This window comes from Massilia sp. 9096 (assembly GCF_000745265.1).
Lineage (GTDB): Bacteria > Pseudomonadota > Gammaproteobacteria > Burkholderiales > Burkholderiaceae_D > Telluria.
The window spans coordinates 2847005-2863787 of sequence record NZ_JQNN01000001.1; the positions used below are offsets into that span (position 1 = coordinate 2847005).

At 66.3% G+C, this 16783-nt stretch carries 13 protein-coding genes; 4 read left to right on the forward strand and 9 right to left on the reverse strand.

Annotated features, from left to right (window positions below):
* Positions 1-56: 56 nt before the first annotated feature.
* Both FA90_RS12160 and FA90_RS12165 read right to left on the reverse strand, forming a co-directional pair.
* Positions 57-1976, reverse strand: coding sequence for a chemotaxis protein CheA (locus tag FA90_RS12160; RefSeq protein ID WP_036169051.1), 1920 nt, complete (start codon positions 1974-1976; stop codon positions 57-59).
* Positions 1976-2830, reverse strand: a complete 855-nt coding sequence (locus FA90_RS12165) for a protein phosphatase CheZ (protein ID WP_036169053.1) — start codon at positions 2828-2830, stop codon at positions 1976-1978. The genes FA90_RS12160 and FA90_RS12165 overlap by 1 nt, the downstream gene beginning before the upstream one ends.
* 430 nt (positions 2831-3260) lie before the next feature.
* Here FA90_RS12165 and FA90_RS12170 point away from each other — a divergent pair, with 430 nt between their 5' ends.
* The 3 genes from FA90_RS12170 (at position 3261) to FA90_RS12180 (ending at position 5723) form a co-directional block, all read left to right on the forward strand.
* Positions 3261-3725, forward strand: a complete 465-nt coding sequence (locus FA90_RS12170) for a universal stress protein (protein ID WP_036169056.1) — start codon at positions 3261-3263, stop codon at positions 3723-3725.
* A 124-nt stretch (positions 3726-3849) separates the two neighbouring features.
* Entirely contained in the window at positions 3850-4494 is a 645-nt protein-coding gene (locus FA90_RS12175; RefSeq protein WP_036169058.1) for a response regulator transcription factor, read from the forward strand.
* A 437-nt stretch (positions 4495-4931) separates the two neighbouring features.
* Entirely contained in the window at positions 4932-5723 is a 792-nt protein-coding gene (locus FA90_RS12180) for a Crp/Fnr family transcriptional regulator (RefSeq protein ID WP_036169061.1), read from the forward strand.
* A 114-nt stretch (positions 5724-5837) separates the two neighbouring features.
* Here the strand turns inward: FA90_RS12180 and FA90_RS25010 are convergent, their stop codons facing one another.
* From FA90_RS25010 to FA90_RS12210, 6 genes are all read right to left on the reverse strand, one after another.
* Positions 5838-6965 (reverse strand): glycine zipper 2TM domain-containing protein, encoded by a 1128-nt coding sequence (locus FA90_RS25010; RefSeq protein WP_081933811.1) that lies wholly within the window; start codon positions 6963-6965, stop codon positions 5838-5840.
* 67 nt (positions 6966-7032) lie between these two features.
* On the reverse strand, positions 7033-7704 hold the full coding sequence (gene pdeM, locus FA90_RS12190) for a ligase-associated DNA damage response endonuclease PdeM (RefSeq protein WP_036169063.1): 672 nt from the start codon (positions 7702-7704) through the stop codon (positions 7033-7035).
* Positions 7701-10193: a ligase-associated DNA damage response DEXH box helicase gene (locus FA90_RS12195; RefSeq protein ID WP_036169065.1), complete on the reverse strand. Its 2493-nt coding sequence runs from the start codon at positions 10191-10193 to the stop codon at positions 7701-7703. Before FA90_RS12195 ends, pdeM begins: the two co-directional genes overlap by 4 nt.
* A complete protein-coding gene (locus FA90_RS12200) occupies positions 10190-11869 on the reverse strand; it encodes an ATP-dependent DNA ligase (RefSeq protein WP_036169067.1) in 1680 nt (559 codons plus the stop codon). Before FA90_RS12200 ends, FA90_RS12195 begins: the two co-directional genes overlap by 4 nt.
* Positions 11862-12974 (reverse strand): ligase-associated DNA damage response exonuclease, encoded by a 1113-nt coding sequence (locus FA90_RS12205; RefSeq protein ID WP_081933812.1) that lies wholly within the window; start codon positions 12972-12974, stop codon positions 11862-11864. Before FA90_RS12205 ends, FA90_RS12200 begins: the two co-directional genes overlap by 8 nt.
* 142 nt (positions 12975-13116) lie before the next feature.
* Positions 13117-14838 carry an ATP-dependent DNA helicase RecQ gene (locus FA90_RS12210; protein WP_036169070.1) on the reverse strand — a complete coding sequence of 574 codons (1722 nt, stop codon included), beginning with the start codon at positions 14836-14838 and terminating at the stop codon, positions 13117-13119.
* Positions 14839-15522: 684 nt separating this feature from the next.
* On the opposite strand from FA90_RS12210, the gene FA90_RS12215 reads away from it, so the two are divergent.
* Positions 15523-16542 carry a DUF535 family protein gene (locus FA90_RS12215; RefSeq protein ID WP_081934091.1) on the forward strand — a complete coding sequence of 340 codons (1020 nt, stop codon included), beginning with the start codon at positions 15523-15525 and terminating at the stop codon, positions 16540-16542.
* On the opposite strand, the gene FA90_RS26430 is transcribed toward FA90_RS12215, so the two are convergent.
* Entirely contained in the window at positions 16517-16693 is a 177-nt protein-coding gene (locus FA90_RS26430; RefSeq protein WP_156116686.1) for a hypothetical protein, read from the reverse strand. The genes FA90_RS12215 and FA90_RS26430 overlap by 26 nt on opposite strands.
* Positions 16694-16783: the final 90 nt, after the last annotated feature.

Below are 16783 nucleotides of genomic sequence, written 5' to 3' on the forward strand. Positions count from 1 at the left end.
GCGCTACGACAGAGCATTGGGGGTCTCGAAAACCGCAGCAGGTTTGCGAGCCCCCTTTAAGCAGCCAGGCGCACTGCGGAGCGGCATCCATCCATCAGGAAGGACAAGCCCACCACCAGCACCAGCGAACCCTCGGCGGAGCGCGCCGTGCCGGTGATGCCGTCGACGTTCAGCGCCGTCATCGGCTTGATCACCAGGTCGGCGGTGCCGTCCACCGCTTCCACCGCCAGGATGTAGGGCTGGGGCGCGTTGATGACGATGCCGACGCGCTCCGAGCATTCCTCGTAGCCCAGCGACAGCGCCAGCGAACGCACCGGCAGCGGACGGCCCTGGTCCTTCAGCACCGGCGCGCCGCCGACCTGCATGAAGTTCTCCGGCAGCTCGACCACGCGCTCGACCACCGCCATCGGCAGCGCCAGCTGGGCGTTCGAGGTCGACACCAGCATGGTCGGCACGATCGACAGCTCGATCGGCAGGCGGATCGAGAACTTGGTGCCGGTGCCCAGGTTCGAGTCGATGCGGATCGCGCCGCGGTTCTTCTCGACCGCGGTCTTGACCACGTCCATGCCGACGCCGCGGCCGGACACCGACGACGCCACTTCCTTGGTCGAAAAGCCCGGCAGGAACACCAGCTGGTAGGCTTCGTCGTCGGAAGCGGCCTGGTGCTCGGAGATCAGGCCCTTTTCCATCGCCTTCTTGCGCAGGCTGGCCGGATTCATGCCGCGGCCGTCGTCCTGCAGCACGATCATGACGCTGTTGGCTTCCTGCCAGGCTTTGAGCAGGATGAAGGCCTTGGCCGGCTTGCCGGCGGCGATGCGGTCTTCCGGCCCTTCGACGCCGTGGTCGAGCGCATTGCGCAGCATGTGCACCAGCGGGTCGTACAGGCTGTCGACGACGACGCGGTCGACTTCGGTCTCGGCGCCTTCGATGGTCAGCTCGACTTCCTTGCCGAGGTCCTTGGCCAGCTCGCGCACCAGGCGCGGGAACTTCTGGAACAGGCGGCCCACCGGCTGCATGCGCGTCGCCAGCGTGGCGCGCTGCAGTTCGGCCGAGTAGCGCGAGGCGCGTTCCAGCGTTTCGGTCAGGGTCGCCATCAGCGTGGCGGCCTGGCCTTCGAACTTGAACTGCGACAGGCGCTCGAGCAGCACGGCGGCCTGGTTGGCGGCCTGCACCGATTCGCCGGCCACTTCCAGCAGCGCGTCCAGCTTGACCGCGTCGATACGGATGCTCTCGTCCTTGGCCGGGGCGCTCGCGGCCGGCTTGGCGTCGGCGCGGCGCTCGCTGCCATCCCAGCCCGGCTTGGCCGGGGCGGCGTCGGCGTGCGCGGCGGCCGGCGCGGACGCTGCCGGCGCCGGCGCTGCTGCTGCCGGGGTATCGGCGGCCGCCGCGGCCGGGGCTGCGACAGGCGCCGCCGGCGCCGCCGGCGTATAAGTGCCGGCCGGGACCACGGACATGAACATCCCTTCCCAGTCCAGGCCATCGGGGCCGGTCACGGCCGCCTGGGCCGGTGCCGGTGCCGGCGCTGCCTGCGCGGGCGCGCTTGCGGGTGCAGGCGCGGGCGCGGCGGCTTTCGGCGCGGCCTTGGGCACGTCCTTGCCGGCGATCGCATCCTTGAGCATGCGCTCGAGCTCGTCGGGCATCGACGCCAGCGCTTCCGCCGGCGTGCCGTTGTTCAGGTCGTTGAGCTGGTCGGCGACGAAACCGGACGCCACCAGCGACGCCTCGATCGCCGACGGCGTGACCGGCGCGGCGCCGGTGCGCAGCGCGTCGAACAGGTTCTCGGTCAGGTGGCAGGCCGCCACCAGCGCCGGCAGGCCCATGAAGCCCGCGCCGCCCTTGATCGTGTGGAACGAGCGGAACACCGCGTTCAGCGTTTCCTTGTTATCCGGATCGCGTTCGAGGCGCAGCAGATGCTCTTCCACATTGGTTGCCAGATCCATCGCCTCGACGACGAAATCCTTGAGCATGTCATCCATTAGAACCCCAGATCGGCGAGAAGGTCATCGACACTGTCCTGGTCGAGTGCCACGGTCGGCACCGACGGACCCGACATCAGCTCGGCCGGCTGCTCCTGCGCGGCCTGCTTCTGCGCCAGCTTTTCCTTGACCTCGGCCGGCGCGCTGTCGCGCAGCAGCTGGGCCAGCTCGTTCTCGACCGCCTTGGTGATGATCACCACCTTCTTGATCAGCTGGCCGGTGATGTCCTGGAAGTCCTGGGCCATCATGATCTCGAGCAGGCGCGCCTTTTCCGCTTCGGTCGCTTCGGACACGAGCTGGGCGAACTGGCGCGAGTCCCCGGCCAGCGCCTTGAATTCGTCGATCGACAGCTTGCCGGCGAACAGGTCCGTCCAGCGGTTTTCCATGTCCTTGGCCTGCTTGGACAGCACGTCCTGGGCCGGCATGCCCTCGTCCAGGGTATTGAGCACCTTGTTGGCGGCCTGCTCGGTCAGACTGGCGACGTATTCCAGACGGTCCTGCGCATCGACGATCTGCGACGACGCCTCGGTCAGCGCCTTGTCGTAGCCCAGCTCGCGCAGCGAGTCGTGCATGACGCGCACGATGCCGCCCAGGCGTTCGTACATGTTCTTTCCGGCGTCGTCCACCGGCTCGTCGGCCGCTACGTTGCCGACCACGGGCGCCGGCGCCGCGCTCACGGCCGGGGCCGGGGCGGAAGTGGCGGAAACCTGGTCGAACAGTGCCTCCAGGTCGTCGGTGTCGTCAGCGACAGGCTCGGGTGCCGGGGCCGGGGCGGCCGCGGGGGCTGCCGCGACGGATCGCTGCGCAGCCACTTCCTCGAATAATGCGTCGAAATCGTCAGCGGCGTCGGTCATAGTCCCTGCTTCTCCATAATGTAATGTCGCAATGATCAGTAAGGCAATCCACGCCCGCGCGCCGCATGGCGGGCGCGTCCGGGTCATTTAAATTGCCGTGTGGTATCTAAAAAAGTGCTGATTTTGCCGGCTTGCGGCGCTTTAGGTTTTGCACGAGTGTAGCAGTGTGGTTGCCGTAGGTAAATCTTTGTAGCCTGGAGCGTTGTTGATTCACGGCGTAAACGTCGTTCTGCGACCGCATTTCGTCTTATTCGTGAACATATTTACACGGCCACTGTTGTATTTTGTTATCGACTATTGCCCGGCTCGGCGCAAGCCGTCACTGGGACTAAGCGAACACATGTTTGAGTGAGATCAACTATTTATGATCGGTGAGGTCGGAAAACACGAACTACAATAAGAAGGTGTCGTGATGGGAGGAGGACTCACCATGTACCAAAAGATTCTGATCACTACCGACGGCTCGGCGGTGTCGCAGCACACCGCCTGTGCCGGCGTCAAGTTCGCGCAACAGATGGGCGCCGAAGTGCTGGCGCTGTTCGTCGCGCCGGAATACCAATATCCGGTGTATGTCGAAATCATCCCGCCTTCCTACCCCAGCGAAGAAGAATACCTGGCCCAGATGCGCCGCATGGGCGAGGACTACATGGGATCGATCATGCGCGCCGCCGAGGGCTGTGGCTTGAAGCACAGCTGCATGACCGCATTTTCGGACGCCGCCGCGCTCAAGATCGTCGAAGTTGCCAATGAGAAGCATTGCGACCTGATCTTCATGGGCTCGCACGGCCGCAGCGGCTGGGGCCAGCTGCTGCTCGGCAGCGTCACCAACAAGGTGTTGTCCCAGACCAGTAAACCTGTGCTGGTGCACCGCCTGATCCGCGAACCGGGCACGTGAGCGCCGTCATGACGGGCGCGCATGCGCGTGCCCGCGTGATGCAATTTACGCAAAAACAGCAGCGAGCGTATATACAACTGTGGTAGCGTCTGACTTATGCTCCACACGGTACCCGGGGACTCTTATGATTCGTATTGTGATTGCCGACGACCACACGATCATGCGCGAAGGCTTGAAGCGCATCCTCGACGGCGCCCTTGACATCGAGATCGTCGGCGAAGCCACCAATGGCTTCGAAGTCCTGGCGCTGGTGCGCCAGGGCGGCTTCGACCTGCTGCTGCTCGACCTGTCGATGCCGGGCCGCAGCGGTGTCGACCTCATCCGCCAGGTGCGTAGCGAAGCGCCCAAGCTGGCGATCCTGATCCTGACCATGCACGAGGAAGAACAGTATGCGGTGCGCGCGATCCGCGCCGGCGCCCAGGGCTACCTGACCAAGGAAAGCGCGGGCACCCAGCTGGTCGGTGCGATCCGCAAGGTCGCGTCCGGCCGTCCCTATATCAGTACCGAGGTGGCAGAGCAATTGGCGCTGAACATCATGGCGCCCAACGAACAGTTGTTGCACAAGCAGCTGTCCGACCGTGAGTTCGAGGTCTTTTCGCTGCTCGTCGGCGGCAAGTCGATCACGGAAATCGCCAACAACCTGCATTTGTCGGTCAAGACCGTCAGTACCCACAAGACCCGCATCATGCAAAAGATGGGCATGACCTCGCTGTCGGAAATGGTCCAATACGCCGTCGCGCACCGTCTGCTGGCGCCGATGAGAGCCTGACACCCCGGCTACAGAAGCCACAGAATAGTCTTGACCTCCGTACTGCACGCTGTGTGCCTTCCAAGCGACTGATTTTCCGGATCGGCCACCCGGCATCCTCTACCGCCGGAGCGCGAGCAGCGCCACCGGCTCTCCTCTCAAGCGAAGACGCTCCATAGGAAGTTTCCTACAAGGCGCCGTCCTGTCCTACCCCTACAATCAGCCGTTGCTGATATGAATGCCGAACTCGTGTTGGCATACTGACTCCAGCGTTTCGACTTGCTTGCGGTCCATATCCGCGTCCAGCCAGTTGGCCCGGTGCATTTCGCACCTGCCACGCTCGTGCTGCCCGGACCACGCCGCCTGAAACCTTGATCCTTCACCTGGAGATGAGTATGCAGTCCCAGCTAACGTCAGAACAACGCAATGCCGCCCAGTCGACCCTGCACTCGTCACAGATGGAAGCCGGCCGCCAGCGCCAGGGCCGCCTGTGGTCAAACCTGAAAGAGGTCTGCGACCTCCTCCACATTCCGGCTGCCGTGTCGATGAATACCGAAGAACTGCTGTTCCAGCACGTGCAGTTCAAGACGGGCCAGCGCGTGCACACCATCGGCCAGGCGTTCGACACCCTGTACATCGTCAATTCCGGTTTTCTGAAAACCGTGCTCATCGACGAGTTCGGCAACGAACAGGTGCTGAGCTTCCCCATGAAGGGCGACATGCTCGGCGTCGACGGCATCCACACCCGGCACTATGCCTCGGAAGCAGTCGCCCTGTCCGATTGCGACCTGATCCTGGTGCCGTTCAAGAAGCTGACCGCCCTCGGCCGCGTACACGCCGAGCTCGAGAACCTCATGTACGGGGTGATGAGCCGGGAACTGGTGCGCGAACAAGCGATGATCGGCATGCTGGGCGCGCTGTCGGCCGAAGCCCGCGTGGCGCGCTTCCTGATCTCGCTGGCCGACCGCTTCGCCGCGATGGGCTACTCGAGCAAACTGTTCAACCTGCGCATGACGCGCCACGAGATCGGCAGCTATCTGGGCCTGACGCTCGAAACCGTCAGCCGCACGCTGTCGGCTTTCAACGAGATCGGCCTGATCACGGTCGACCAGCGTACGATCGGCATCAAGGATCCGGAAGCGCTCAAAACTCTGCGCCGCCTGCCGCCCTCGCGCTCGCGCGCGAAGCAGAACGCCAAGCACAAGGCCGATGCCGATTCCGGCGACGGCCAGGTGCTGGCTACGGCCTGAGCCTTTGCTCCAGCTGCGCAAGCGTAAAAAAGCCGGCTTCGCGAGAAACCGGCTTCGTCGATGCCGCCTCACTTCCACGACGGCGGCATTTGTCTGGCACGGTTTGCCAGATGATCAATCGCGGGCAAGCACGCCGTCGTTGACCTTCACCTGTTCGCCTACGCGGAAGCCTGGATCGTTATCGTAGCGCATGGTCTGGGTCGAGCCGTCGCTGAAGCGCACCACGACGTCGTAGCGCTGGCCGCCATTGCGGTTGCGTTCGATCTCGCGCCCGGCGATAGCGCCGCCGAGCGCGCCCGCCACCGTCGCCGCCGTCCGACCATTGCCACTGCCGACCTGGTTGCCCAGCAAGCCGCCGACCACCGCGCCGGCGCCGGTCGCCAGCGCGCCGCCGTTACCGCTGGACTCGATCGCGTTGACCGCTTCCACGGTCGCGCAATTGGTGCAGTAGCGCGCCACTTGCTGGTCGCCGCGCCGACGGTCGCTACCGGGACCGTCGTCGCGCGGACGATCCATGCGCGGACCGCCGGCCAACAGCGGACGGCCCAGCAGCGCGGTCGACAGGCGGCCATTGGCGCGGATCGTCGCCGTCACCGGCGCGTCCGGGGCGATGCGGTCGTCGCGGCGGATCGTGTACAAGCCGCTGTATTGGCCCGGCTGCACTTCCGGCAGGAAGAACACGCCCTGGGTGCCGGCGATCTTCACGTCGACCTTCGCGCCCGGCGTGCCCATCACCGTGAAGTTGAGCTGGTTGCCCGGGCCCAGATCGTCGCTGCCGCGTACATCGAAGCGGTCGACGTGCGGCACCGTCGCAACGTTGCCGACGCGGCTGTCGTAGTTCGGCGCGCCGCGCACGATCGACTCGGCCAGCAGCTTGGTGTCGGTCATGTTATTCAGGCGCAGGTTGGCGGTCACACGGCTGCCAGGATCGAGGCGATCGTGCGGGCCGACCGTGTAGGTGCCCTGGTAGGTGCCGGGCGAGGTCTCGGTCAGGTTCAGGTTGCGCGTGGCGCCGTCGATGCGCAGCGAGGCATAGCCGCCGGGCGTGCCGTACAGCTCGAAATTCAGTTCGGTGCCTGGTCCCAGCGCGCGCACTTCATCGACGTTGAAACCGGTGATGTGCGGCTCGAGCCGGGCTGCGCGCGGGTGGTCCTGGGCCTGCACGGTCGCGGGCACCGTCACCGAGAGAAGGGGCAGTGCGGCAACCATGGCTGCGGCCAGCGTGTGTCGGGATTTAGCCATGTCGTCCTCCGAAGCAATGATGTCAATGTAGCCAGCTTACCCCTGCTGACCTCGATGAATCAGTGCGCTAGCGCACGCCGTGCACCGCTTCGCCCGAGCTGACGAAAATCCGCTCGCCCGCCTCGGCGCGCACCGTATAGCCGCCGGTAAAAGCGCCGAACGAGGGTAGGATCATGCGCGAGGGCCCGACCACGAAACACGGCAGGCGCAGCGCATCGAAACGCGTCTGCAGCACGTAGGCCGGGTGCACGTGGCCGGCCAGGATGTAGGCGTCGGCGGCCAGATCCGGGTGGTGGCAGAAGGCGAACGGCCCCACGGTCCAGGGCTCGTCGACCAGGTCGATGCCGAGCGCCGCCGCCGGGTCGCCCGCATGCTTGTCGTGGTTGCCGCGCACGAGTGTGAGCGTGAGCTCGCAGCGGCGCCGGCGCCAGGCCAGCATCGCCGCTTGCGTGCTGCTCGCGTGCGCCGCGCGCGCGTGCAGGAAGTCGCCGAGGAACAGCACGTGGTCCGCACCCGTGACGTCGATCAGGTCGTCGAGCGCATCCAGGTTTTCGGTGGTGGTCCCGCGCGGCACCGGGATGCCGGACGCACGGAACGCCGCCGCCTTGCCGAAGTGGATGTCGGCGATGACCAGCATGCGCTCGCGCGGCCACAGCACCGCCTTCTTCGCCAGCAGCACCAGCGTCTCGCCGGCCACCTCGATCTCGACACTCCCCACGATACCGAACACGGAACTCATACCTCGGCCGCCTTCTCCAGCTCGCGCAGCATGCGTGCCACGCGGTCGTTGAGCTTCTCGGTGCTGACCTTTTCGCGAAAGCGCGCCACCATCAGCGGAAACGCGAACGGCGTGGCGCGCGCGATGTCGCGGTAGGCGATGCGCCGGCCGTGCAGTTCGCGCAGCGTGTCGCGCAATCGCGTGATCTCCAGCTCCTGCTCGAGCACTTCGCGCTCGGCTTGCGTGAGCAGCAGGTTGTCGCGGTCGTGCTTGCGAAAGACCTCGAAAAACAGCGACGACGACGCCTGCACCTGGCGCATCGATTTCTTCTGGCCCGGATAGCCCTGGAAGATCAGGCCGGCGATGCGCGCCACTTCCCGGAAGCGCTGCTGCGACAGCTGGGTCGCGTTCAGGCTGTCGAGCACGTCCTCGAGCAGCTGCGTGGTGTCGAACAGGCCGACGCCCTCGCCCGTCTCGGCGTCGAACGCCGCGGCCCAGTCGACCGGCTCCGGCGCCAGCAGCTCGAACCCGTAGTCGTTGACCGCGACCGAGAACGTCGATGGCATCACCTGCCCGACGCGGTACGCCAGCAGCGAAGCCAGGCCGGTGTGCACCGAGCGCCCGGCGAACGGATACATGAACAGGTGGTAGCCTTCGCGGCTCTTCATGCTCTCGACCAGCAGCACGTCGCTGCTGGGCAGCGCCGACCAGCGTTCCTGGATCTCGAACAGGGGCTTCAGGGCGCGCATCTCCGGGCCTTCGAAGCGGCCTTCGCTGGCCAGTTTCAGCTCTTCGCGCGCGGCGTGCGCCAGCTCGGCCGACAGCGGCACCTTGGCCCCGCTCCAGCGGCTCACCGCGCCCTTGCTCGACTCGGAGCGCTTCACGAACGCCGTCATCTCGTGCACGCGCACGAGCTCCAGGATCCGGCCCGAGAACAGGAAGCGGTCGCCCGGCTTCATGCGCCCGATGAAGGATTCCTCGACGGTGCCGATGCGCCCGCCGCTGACGTACTGCACCTTCATCTGCGCATCCGAGACGATGGTGCCGATGCTCATGCGGTGGCGCCGGCCGATGGTCGCGTCGGGCACGCGGTACACGCCCTCCTCGTCCGGCAGCACGCGCCGGTACTCGGGATAGATCGTCAGGCTCTGGCCGCCGCGCGCGACGAAGTCGAGCGCCCACTGCCACTCCTCTTCGCTCAGCTCGCGGTAGGACCAGGCGGTTTTGACCTCTGCGTACAGCTCGTCGGAGCGAAAGCCCCCGCCCAAGGCCATCGTCACCAGGTGCTGCACCAGCACGTCGAACGGTTTGTTGGGCGCCTGGCGCGCTTCGATGCGGTGCGTGGCCACCGCGCGCTTGACCGCGGCCGCTTCCAGCAATTCCAGGCTGTGGGTCGGCACCAGCGTCACGCGCGACACGCGCCCGGGCGCGTGGCCGCTGCGTCCGGCGCGCTGCAGGATACGCGCGATGCCTTTGGCGCTGCCGATCTGCAGCACGCGCTCGACCGGCAGGAAGTCCACGCCCAGGTCGAGCGAGGCAGTACACACCACGGCTTTCAAGTCGCCGCGCTTCAGGCCATTCTCGACCCATTCGCGCACCTCGCGGTCGAGCGAGCCGTGGTGCAGCGCGACCAGCCCGGCCCAGTCGGGCCGTGCTTCGATCAGGTTCTGGTACCACAGCTCGGCCTGCGGACGCGTGTTGCAGAACACCAGCGTCGACCCATGCCCGTCGATCTCGTCGACCACCGGCTGCAGCATGCGCAGGCCCAAATGCCCGGCCCAGGGAAAGCGCGACGGGTTGTCCGGCACCAGCGTGTCGATGATGATCTGCTTCTTCAAACCGCCCTCGACCAGCACGCCTTGCGCTTCGCCCTCGACACCCAGCAGCACCTTGCGTGCCTCGTCGAGGTTGCCCATCGTCGCCGACACGCCCCACACCACCAGCTCCGGATTCCAGCGCCGCAGCCGGGCCAGCGCCAGCTGCACCTGCACGCCGCGCTTGCTGCCCATCAGCTCGTGCCACTCGTCGATGATGACCATGTCGAGGTGCTTGAACTGCTCGCGCGCGCCCGCGTGCGAGAGCAGCAGCGACAGGCTTTCCGGCGTCGTGATCAAGGCGCCAGGCAGGCTTTTCGATTGGCGCGCGCGCTCGGCCGAGCCGGTGTCGCCGGTGCGCGCGCCGACGCTCCATTGCTTGAACAGGTCGGGACTGGCGGCCGCCAGTTCGGAAGCGGACACGTCGAGCGAACGCTGGGTGTCGGCGGCCAATGCACGCATCGGCGTGATCCACAGCACGCGCAGGCCGGCGCGGTTGCGACGGCCCTTGTTCGCCCCGCGCAGCAGCGCCGCGAACCACACCGCGTAGGTTTTACCGGCGCCGGTGTTCGCATGCAGCAGCCCGGACTCGCCTTTGAGCGCCGCATGCCAGACCGCGCGCTGGAACGGGAACACTTTCCAGCCGCGTCCCGCGAACCAGGCGTCGACCGCGCCTTCCGCCTGCGACTTGCTCATTTGGCGGCCACCGCGTCTTCCTGGCCGGTTTCATCCACCGCCTCCACTGGACCGCTCGCATCGAGCAAACCCTTGAGCGTATCGAGCGTATCGGCCTGCTCGACCGTCTTGTCGTCGCGCCGGCGCAGGATGCGCGGGAAGCGCACGGCGATGCCGGCCTTGTGGCGCGGCGACAGCGCGATGCCCTCGAAGCCGATCTCGAACACCATCGTCGGCTTGACCGACCTGACCGGCCCGAATTTTTCCACCGTGGTCTTGCGGATCGTGGCGTCGACCTGGCGGATCTCGGCATCGGTCAAGCCGGAATAGGCCTTGGCGAACGGCACCAGCTTGCGCGCCTCGCCCTCGCCATCCCACACCGCGAAGGTATAGTCGGTGTACAGCGACGCGCGCCGGCCGCTGCCCGGCTGGGCATAGATCAGCACCGCGTCGACCGCGTACGGATCGATCTTCCACTTCCACCAGGTGCCGACGTCCTTGGTCCGTCCGACCCCGTACTGCGCCTCGCGCGCCTTGAGCATCAAGCCTTCGACGCCGCGCGCGCGCGATTCGCTGCGCAGCTTCGCAAGATCGTCCCAGTTGTCGGCCGTGACCAGCGGCGAAATGCGCAGCTGCGGCCTGGCGATGCCCGTCACCAGCGTCTCGAGCTGGGCGCGCCGCTCGTGCTGGGGCAGCGAGCGGATGTCGACGCCGTCCAGTTCCAGCAGGTCGTAAGCCAGCAGCACGGCCGGCAGCTCGCCCAGGATCTTGTTGGACAAGGTCTTGCGGCCGATGCGCTTTTGCAGGTCGGCGAAGGGTGCGGGAGCATCGGCCTCCAGCCAGATCAGCACCTCCCCATCCACCACGGTCCCTTCCGGCAGGTCGAGCGCGGCCAGCTCCGGAAAGCGTTCGGTGATCAGGTCTTCGCCGCGCGACCACAGGTAGTTCTGGCCGCCGCGCCGCACCAGCTGGGCGCGGATGCCGTCGTACTTCCATTCCACCTGCCACGCGCCCAGGCTGCCGAGCGCGGAGGGCTCGCCCTGCAGCTGGTGCGCCAGGAAGAAGGGATACGGCTGGCCGCCGCGCAGCTTGTGCTCGTCGTCCGACTGGGCCGCGATCAGTCCCAGGTACCCGGCCGCGGTCGGGCGCACCCGGCCATCGGTCCAGCCCATCAGGCGCTGCGCGATCAGCTTGGCGTCGACCGCGGCAATCGCCGCCAGCGCGCGCGTCACCAGCAGCTTGGACACGCCGACCCGGAAACCGCCGCCGATGAGTTTCACGAACAGGAAGCGCTCGCGCCAGGTCAATTCGTCCCAGTACGAAAACAGGGCTTCGCGGATGCGCTCGGGATCGGCGCCACGCAAGGGGCCGATGCGCTCTTCCATCCACACCGCCAGGCCGATGTCGCTTTCGCGCGTGGGCGGCGGCAGGATGTGGGCGATGGTCTCGGCCATGTCGCCGACCGCCGCGTGGCTTTCCTCGAACAGCCACTCGTCCAGGCCGGCGTACTCGATCGCATACTGGCGCAGCAGCTTGGTCGGCACCGCCTGGCGCGGCTTGCCGCCGGCCAGGAAGTAGACCGCCCAGGCGGCGTTTTCCGGCGCCGCGTGCTCGAAGTAGTTCTGCAGCGCCTCGAGCTTGCGGTTGGTGGCGGTGGTCTCGTCGAGTTCGGCGTAGAGGCGCGCGAATTCACGCATCGTTCGCCTCCTTGCCGTCGACGCCTTCGCCGTTTTCGCTGGCATCCGACTTGGAAGGCGGCCTGCTGTCGTGTGGACCGCCCTCCCCTTGTTCCGGCGCGGCCGAACCTTCGGCGTTGTCGTCTTCCTCGCCGTACTCGGTTTCGAACGCCTTCGCGTCCAGCCCGATCTGGCGCAGCCAGCGCACCATCACCGGGATCGAGCCGTGCGTGACCACGACCTGGGTGGCCTCGGTGGCGCGGATGGCGCTGAGCAAGCCGGGCCAGTCGGCATGGTCGGACAGCACGAAGCCGCGGTCGACGCCACGCCGGCGGCGCGCGCCCCGCAGCAGCATCCAGCCGCTGGCGAAGGCGTCGGAATAGTCGCCGAAGCGGCGCGTCCAGGTCGAGCCGGCCGCCGACGGCGGGGCCAGCACGAGCGCGCGCTTCATCTCGTCCTTGCCGGTCTCGCTGACCAGCTGGGTGTGCGGCAGCTCGACGCCGCCTTCGCGGTAGACGCGATTCAAAGGCTCGACCGCGCCATGGCAGACGATCGGCCCGATGCTGGCGTCCAGGCCGGACAGCACGCGCTGGGCCTTGCCGAAGGCATAGGCGTACAGCACGCTGGTGCGGCCCTCGTCGGCGTTGCGGCGCCACCAGCGGTTGATGTCGGCGTAGACCTCTTCCTGCGGATCCCAGCGGTAGATCGGCAACCCGAAAGTCGATTCGGTGATGAAGCTGTGGCAGCGCACCGGCTCGAACGGCGCGCAGGTGACGTCCGGCTCGACCTTGTAGTCGCCCGAGGCGACCCAGATTTCGCCGCCGTACTCCATGCGCACTTGGGCGGAACCGAGTACGTGCCCGGCCGGATGCAGCGAGATCGTCACGCCGTTGTGATTGACACGTTCGCCGTAGGCCAGGCCGTCGATGTTGATGTCGGCGCCGAGGCGCGACTTGAGGATGCCCAGGCTCGGGTTCGACGCGAGGTAGTGCCGGTGGCCCCAGCGGGCATGGTCGCCGTGCGCATGCGTGATGACGGCCCGGTCCACCGGCCGCCAGGGGTCGATGTAGAAATCACCGGGGACGCAATACAGCCCCTCCTTGCGTACTACAACCATGTCGCTCATGGGTCTCCTTTCTGATGGGGACCCTCGCAAACCTGCTGCGCGTTGCAGATTCCGTCTGCGATGCTCGCCGTACCGTAAGTACGGCTGTGCTTCTCAACCAAATCTGCGGCCGCTCGCTACGGTTTGCGAGGCCCCTGTGACTTCAAACCTTCTCGACAAAATTAACCATGAACGACCGGTGTTCGCCATCCGGGAACTCGATCGACACCTGATCGCCGGCCACCGACAGCACCACGCCTTCGCCGTACTTCGGCACCTTCACGTGGGCCCCGGCGTCGAAGGCCGGGCCGGCGGGGACTTCGGGTTCGCTCTCGTGGCTGAACTCGTCGTCGCGGATCTCGATGTCGGCCAGTTCGGCCGCCGGCGGGTTCAGGCAGTTGTCGCAGCGGCAGCATTTTTCGAAGCCTTCGACTTCGTCGCCGAAGTAGTCGAACAGCAGCTTCCAGCGGCAGGCGCCGCTGACGGCGTAGTGCACCATCTGCTCGAGGGAATCCTTGTCATGCTCCTGCTTCCTGCGATAGACCTCGGCCATCGCCTCGAACAGCTTGGGTTCCGGTTCGGTGGCGGTGACCGCGTAGGCCAGCTTGCGGCTCTGGCGCAGCAGTTTGGCATCCTTGAGCAGCTTCAGGCAGACCTTGAGATTGCCGCCGCCGTGCGCCCCGGCCAGCTCGCCCGCGACGTCGTCCACGCGCTCGGGCGTGGCGGGTTCGTTTTCCGCCAGGGTGCGCACGGCCTCGTACACGGCGCGGATCTCGTCGGCGCTCGGGTAATGCTTCACCAGGAAGAACTGCTGGATGCGCTTGTCGTCCTGCAGGAACAGCAGCGTGCACTCGGCGTCCAGGCCGTCGCGGCCGGCGCGGCCCGATTCCTGGTAGTAGGCTTCCAGGTTGGCCGGGATCTGCAGGTGCACCACGAAACGCGTGTCGGGCTTGTCGATGCCCATGCCGAAGGCGTTGGTCGCGACCATCACCCGGCGTTCGTCGTTCATGAACAGGTCCTGGTTGGCCTTGCGCTCGGCGGCCGGCAGCTTGCCGTGGTAGATCGTGACCGATTCGCCGGCTTCCTCGAGCAGGTGCAGCATCTCTTCGGCGAGCTTGACGGTGGCGGCGTAGACGATGCCCTTGCCCGGCGTCTCGCGCACCAGGCGCAGCGCTTCCTGCATCTTTTCGTCGGGATTGGTCACCTGCACGACGCGATACTGCAGGTTGGGCCGGTAGATGCCGGTGTTGACCACGTTCAGGCGCGGACGGCTCAGTTGGCGGCCGATGTCCTCGACCACCTCGTCGGTCGCGGTGGCGGTCAGCGCCAGCACGGTCGGGCGGCCCAGCGCGGCCAGCGCGGACGACATCTCGAGGTAGGCCGGGCGGAAATCGTGGCCCCACTGCGAGATGCAGTGCGCTTCGTCGACCACGAACAGCGCCACCTTCACGTCCTTCAATATGTCGATGAACTCCGGCGTGCTCAGGCGCTCCGGCGTGCAGAACACGATCTCGCAGCGGTTTTCCTGGATCGCCGCCAGCGCCGCGTGCTCCTCGGCCGCGGCCAGGCTGCTGTTGACCTGCACCGCGCGAATGCCGAGCTCCTCGAGTTTTTCGAGCTGGTCCTTCATCAGCGAGATCAAGGGCGAGACGACGATGGTCATGCCCTCCAGGATACGGGCGGGAATCTGGTAGCACAGCGATTTACCGCTGCCGGTCGGCATGATCGCCAGCGTGTCCTTGCCGTCAAGGACGCTGTCGATTACACGTTGCTGACCGTCGCGCAGGCGTTCGATGCCGAACACGTTGTTGAGCAGGCGGCGAATGGTGTTGCGGCGTACCGCAAGTGCACCCTTGTGCAGGAGTTTGGGATCGTGGGTCGTCATGATGGTTCCACTGTATGCCTGGGCTCGAGCACACGCTATAGGACGCAACCTACAGCTACCGTAGGAGGCCGATTGCAGGCGGCCACGACCGGGCATACAGTGCGGCAAGGTGGCGTCCTACAAGTCGACGGAGATCCCGCCGATAGTTTCCCTGCAGCACCTGTCCTATGATGACATCATCCCAATCGGGATTGTCGAATCGTCGAACCGGAGACCCCATCATGATCCGCATCTTCCCCACCGCCATGACCGCCGCCTACCTCGTCGTCACCAGTCTGGCCACCTGGCTGCTGTGCGAAACCGACGCGCTCAGCGCCGCCGCTCCGGTGTTCTTCCACTGAACCCCCGGCCAGCGATGCCGACGCTGTTCGTCGTGCGTTTGTTCGTCGTTCCGGGCCTGCAGCCCCGCTGCCTGCGCTCGTCCGTGCCTTGCGCACCTCCACGCAACGCTGCCTTTGCCGGCCGGCGCGTTTGCGCTCGTCCCGCCCGTTAATTCCGGATTCGTGATCCCCAGCCGAAGCCGCGGCGACATCTCTGTTTTTCAATAAATAAAGTTCCTCTCCGAATCAAAACCCCTGCCGGTTTGCGCCAGGTTTGGACTGTGTCGCGTTCGTATTGACGAGCTGGGCGCCTGATGGGATGCTGCGTCCGGCTGAATCGTCGGCCGCACGACAGGAGCACGCCATGGTCTTCGCTTACCTGGTCCGCCATTGGCTGGCCCGGCGCCACTATCCGTTTCCATCCTGGGCGGCATGCATCGCGCGCAGCCTGCGGGTGCTGCTGTTCTACCGCACCCACGCGCGCCTGGCCGCCAGCACGCTGTACCGCGACTGCCTGATTCCGGCGCACGACGACGTCTTCCACCACCTCAGCCACCGCGACTACCTGGCCAAGGGCTTGACGCTGCGCGAACGGGTGCGCTGCGTGCTGGTGCACAGCCGTTTCGAAGAGAAGACCTTCGACGCCGCCTACCGCCAGGCGGTTTACCGCGACGGCGGCCTGATGCTGTGGCGCCACGACGGCGAGGGCAAGGTGTTCACGATCCGCCTGACGATGGCCTCGCGCCTGAATGCGGAGGGCGACCTGACGCTGGTGGCCAGCACCGACGGCACCTGCCTGCACCGCCTCTCGTTCAGCTGGATGGAAGGCGGCCTCGCCGGTGTCGACCTGCCGATCTTGCCTTTCGTCGCGCGCAACCAGGGCCACCACGAGGGCGCATTCGACGCGTTCGCAGCATTCAATGCCGCGTTCCCGAACAATTCCCCGAGCTTCTTTTGCGCCGCTGCGCTGAGCGGCATCGCGCAGGCGCTCGGCATGGACGGCTTCATGGCCGTCAAGTCAGCCTGCCAGAGCGCCTACGATCCGGCCGACGACAAGCATTTCAGTAATGCCTACGACAACTTCTGGCAGACGCTGGGCGGCGTCGACATGCCGGGCCGGGCCTGGCACGTGGCCCTGCCGTTCCGGCTGCGGCCCCTGTCCGAGACGCCGTCCAAGCACCGCAAGCGGGCGGCCATGCGGCGCGCGCACTGGGCTGCGATCGCCGAGTCGGCGTGCGCGGCGATCGCCGGCCATCTCGTGCGTGCGCACTTTGACGGCGGCACGCATTCGCCTGCGCGGACGCCGAAACCCGCTCCGCCCAGCCTGACCGAGCAAACGGGTGCCTGCGAGTCTCCCCTTATTCTTCAGAGCGCGCCGCGATAAACGCAAGCAGTTCGTCGTCGGACTTGCCGAGGATTTCGTCGGGGAAGATCGCGATCGCCCCCGTCTGCGCGCGAGCGATCACGAGGACGGCGCCGGGCGCTTCTGCCTCGGCGCGAATATTTGCGAGCCATGCGTTTTTTTCAGTGTTCATATGTAGTGATGAGCAGTGATGACGGCGTCCGCCGACGTGAACCGACACGTGAGCAAACGCCTTGCCAATGGTTGAGCAGAGCCTTTGACT

Coding starts and splice junctions, on each gene's coding strand:
- FA90_RS12160 (WP_036169051.1), bottom strand. CDS start 1,976: ATGGATGACATGCTCAAGGATTTCGTCGTCGAGGCGATGGATCTGGCA.
- FA90_RS12165 (WP_036169053.1), bottom strand. CDS start 2,830: ATGACCGACGCCGCTGACGATTTCGACGCATTATTCGAGGAAGTGGCT.
- FA90_RS12170 (WP_036169056.1), top strand. CDS start 3,261: ATGTACCAAAAGATTCTGATCACTACCGACGGCTCGGCGGTGTCGCAG.
- FA90_RS12175 (WP_036169058.1), top strand. CDS start 3,850: ATGATTCGTATTGTGATTGCCGACGACCACACGATCATGCGCGAAGGC.
- FA90_RS12180 (WP_036169061.1), top strand. CDS start 4,932: ATGGAAGCCGGCCGCCAGCGCCAGGGCCGCCTGTGGTCAAACCTGAAA.
- FA90_RS25010 (WP_081933811.1), bottom strand. CDS start 6,965: ATGGCTAAATCCCGACACACGCTGGCCGCAGCCATGGTTGCCGCACTG.
- pdeM (WP_036169063.1), bottom strand. CDS start 7,704: ATGAGTTCCGTGTTCGGTATCGTGGGGAGTGTCGAGATCGAGGTGGCC.
- FA90_RS12195 (WP_036169065.1), bottom strand. CDS start 10,193: ATGAGCAAGTCGCAGGCGGAAGGCGCGGTCGACGCCTGGTTCGCGGGA.
- FA90_RS12200 (WP_036169067.1), bottom strand. CDS start 11,869: ATGCGTGAATTCGCGCGCCTCTACGCCGAACTCGACGAGACCACCGCC.
- FA90_RS12205 (WP_081933812.1), bottom strand. CDS start 12,974: ATGAGCGACATGGTTGTAGTACGCAAGGAGGGGCTGTATTGCGTCCCC.
- FA90_RS12210 (WP_036169070.1), bottom strand. CDS start 14,838: ATGACGACCCACGATCCCAAACTCCTGCACAAGGGTGCACTTGCGGTA.
- FA90_RS12215 (WP_081934091.1), top strand. CDS start 15,523: ATGGTCTTCGCTTACCTGGTCCGCCATTGGCTGGCCCGGCGCCACTAT.
- FA90_RS26430 (WP_156116686.1), bottom strand. CDS start 16,693: ATGAACACTGAAAAAAACGCATGGCTCGCAAATATTCGCGCCGAGGCA.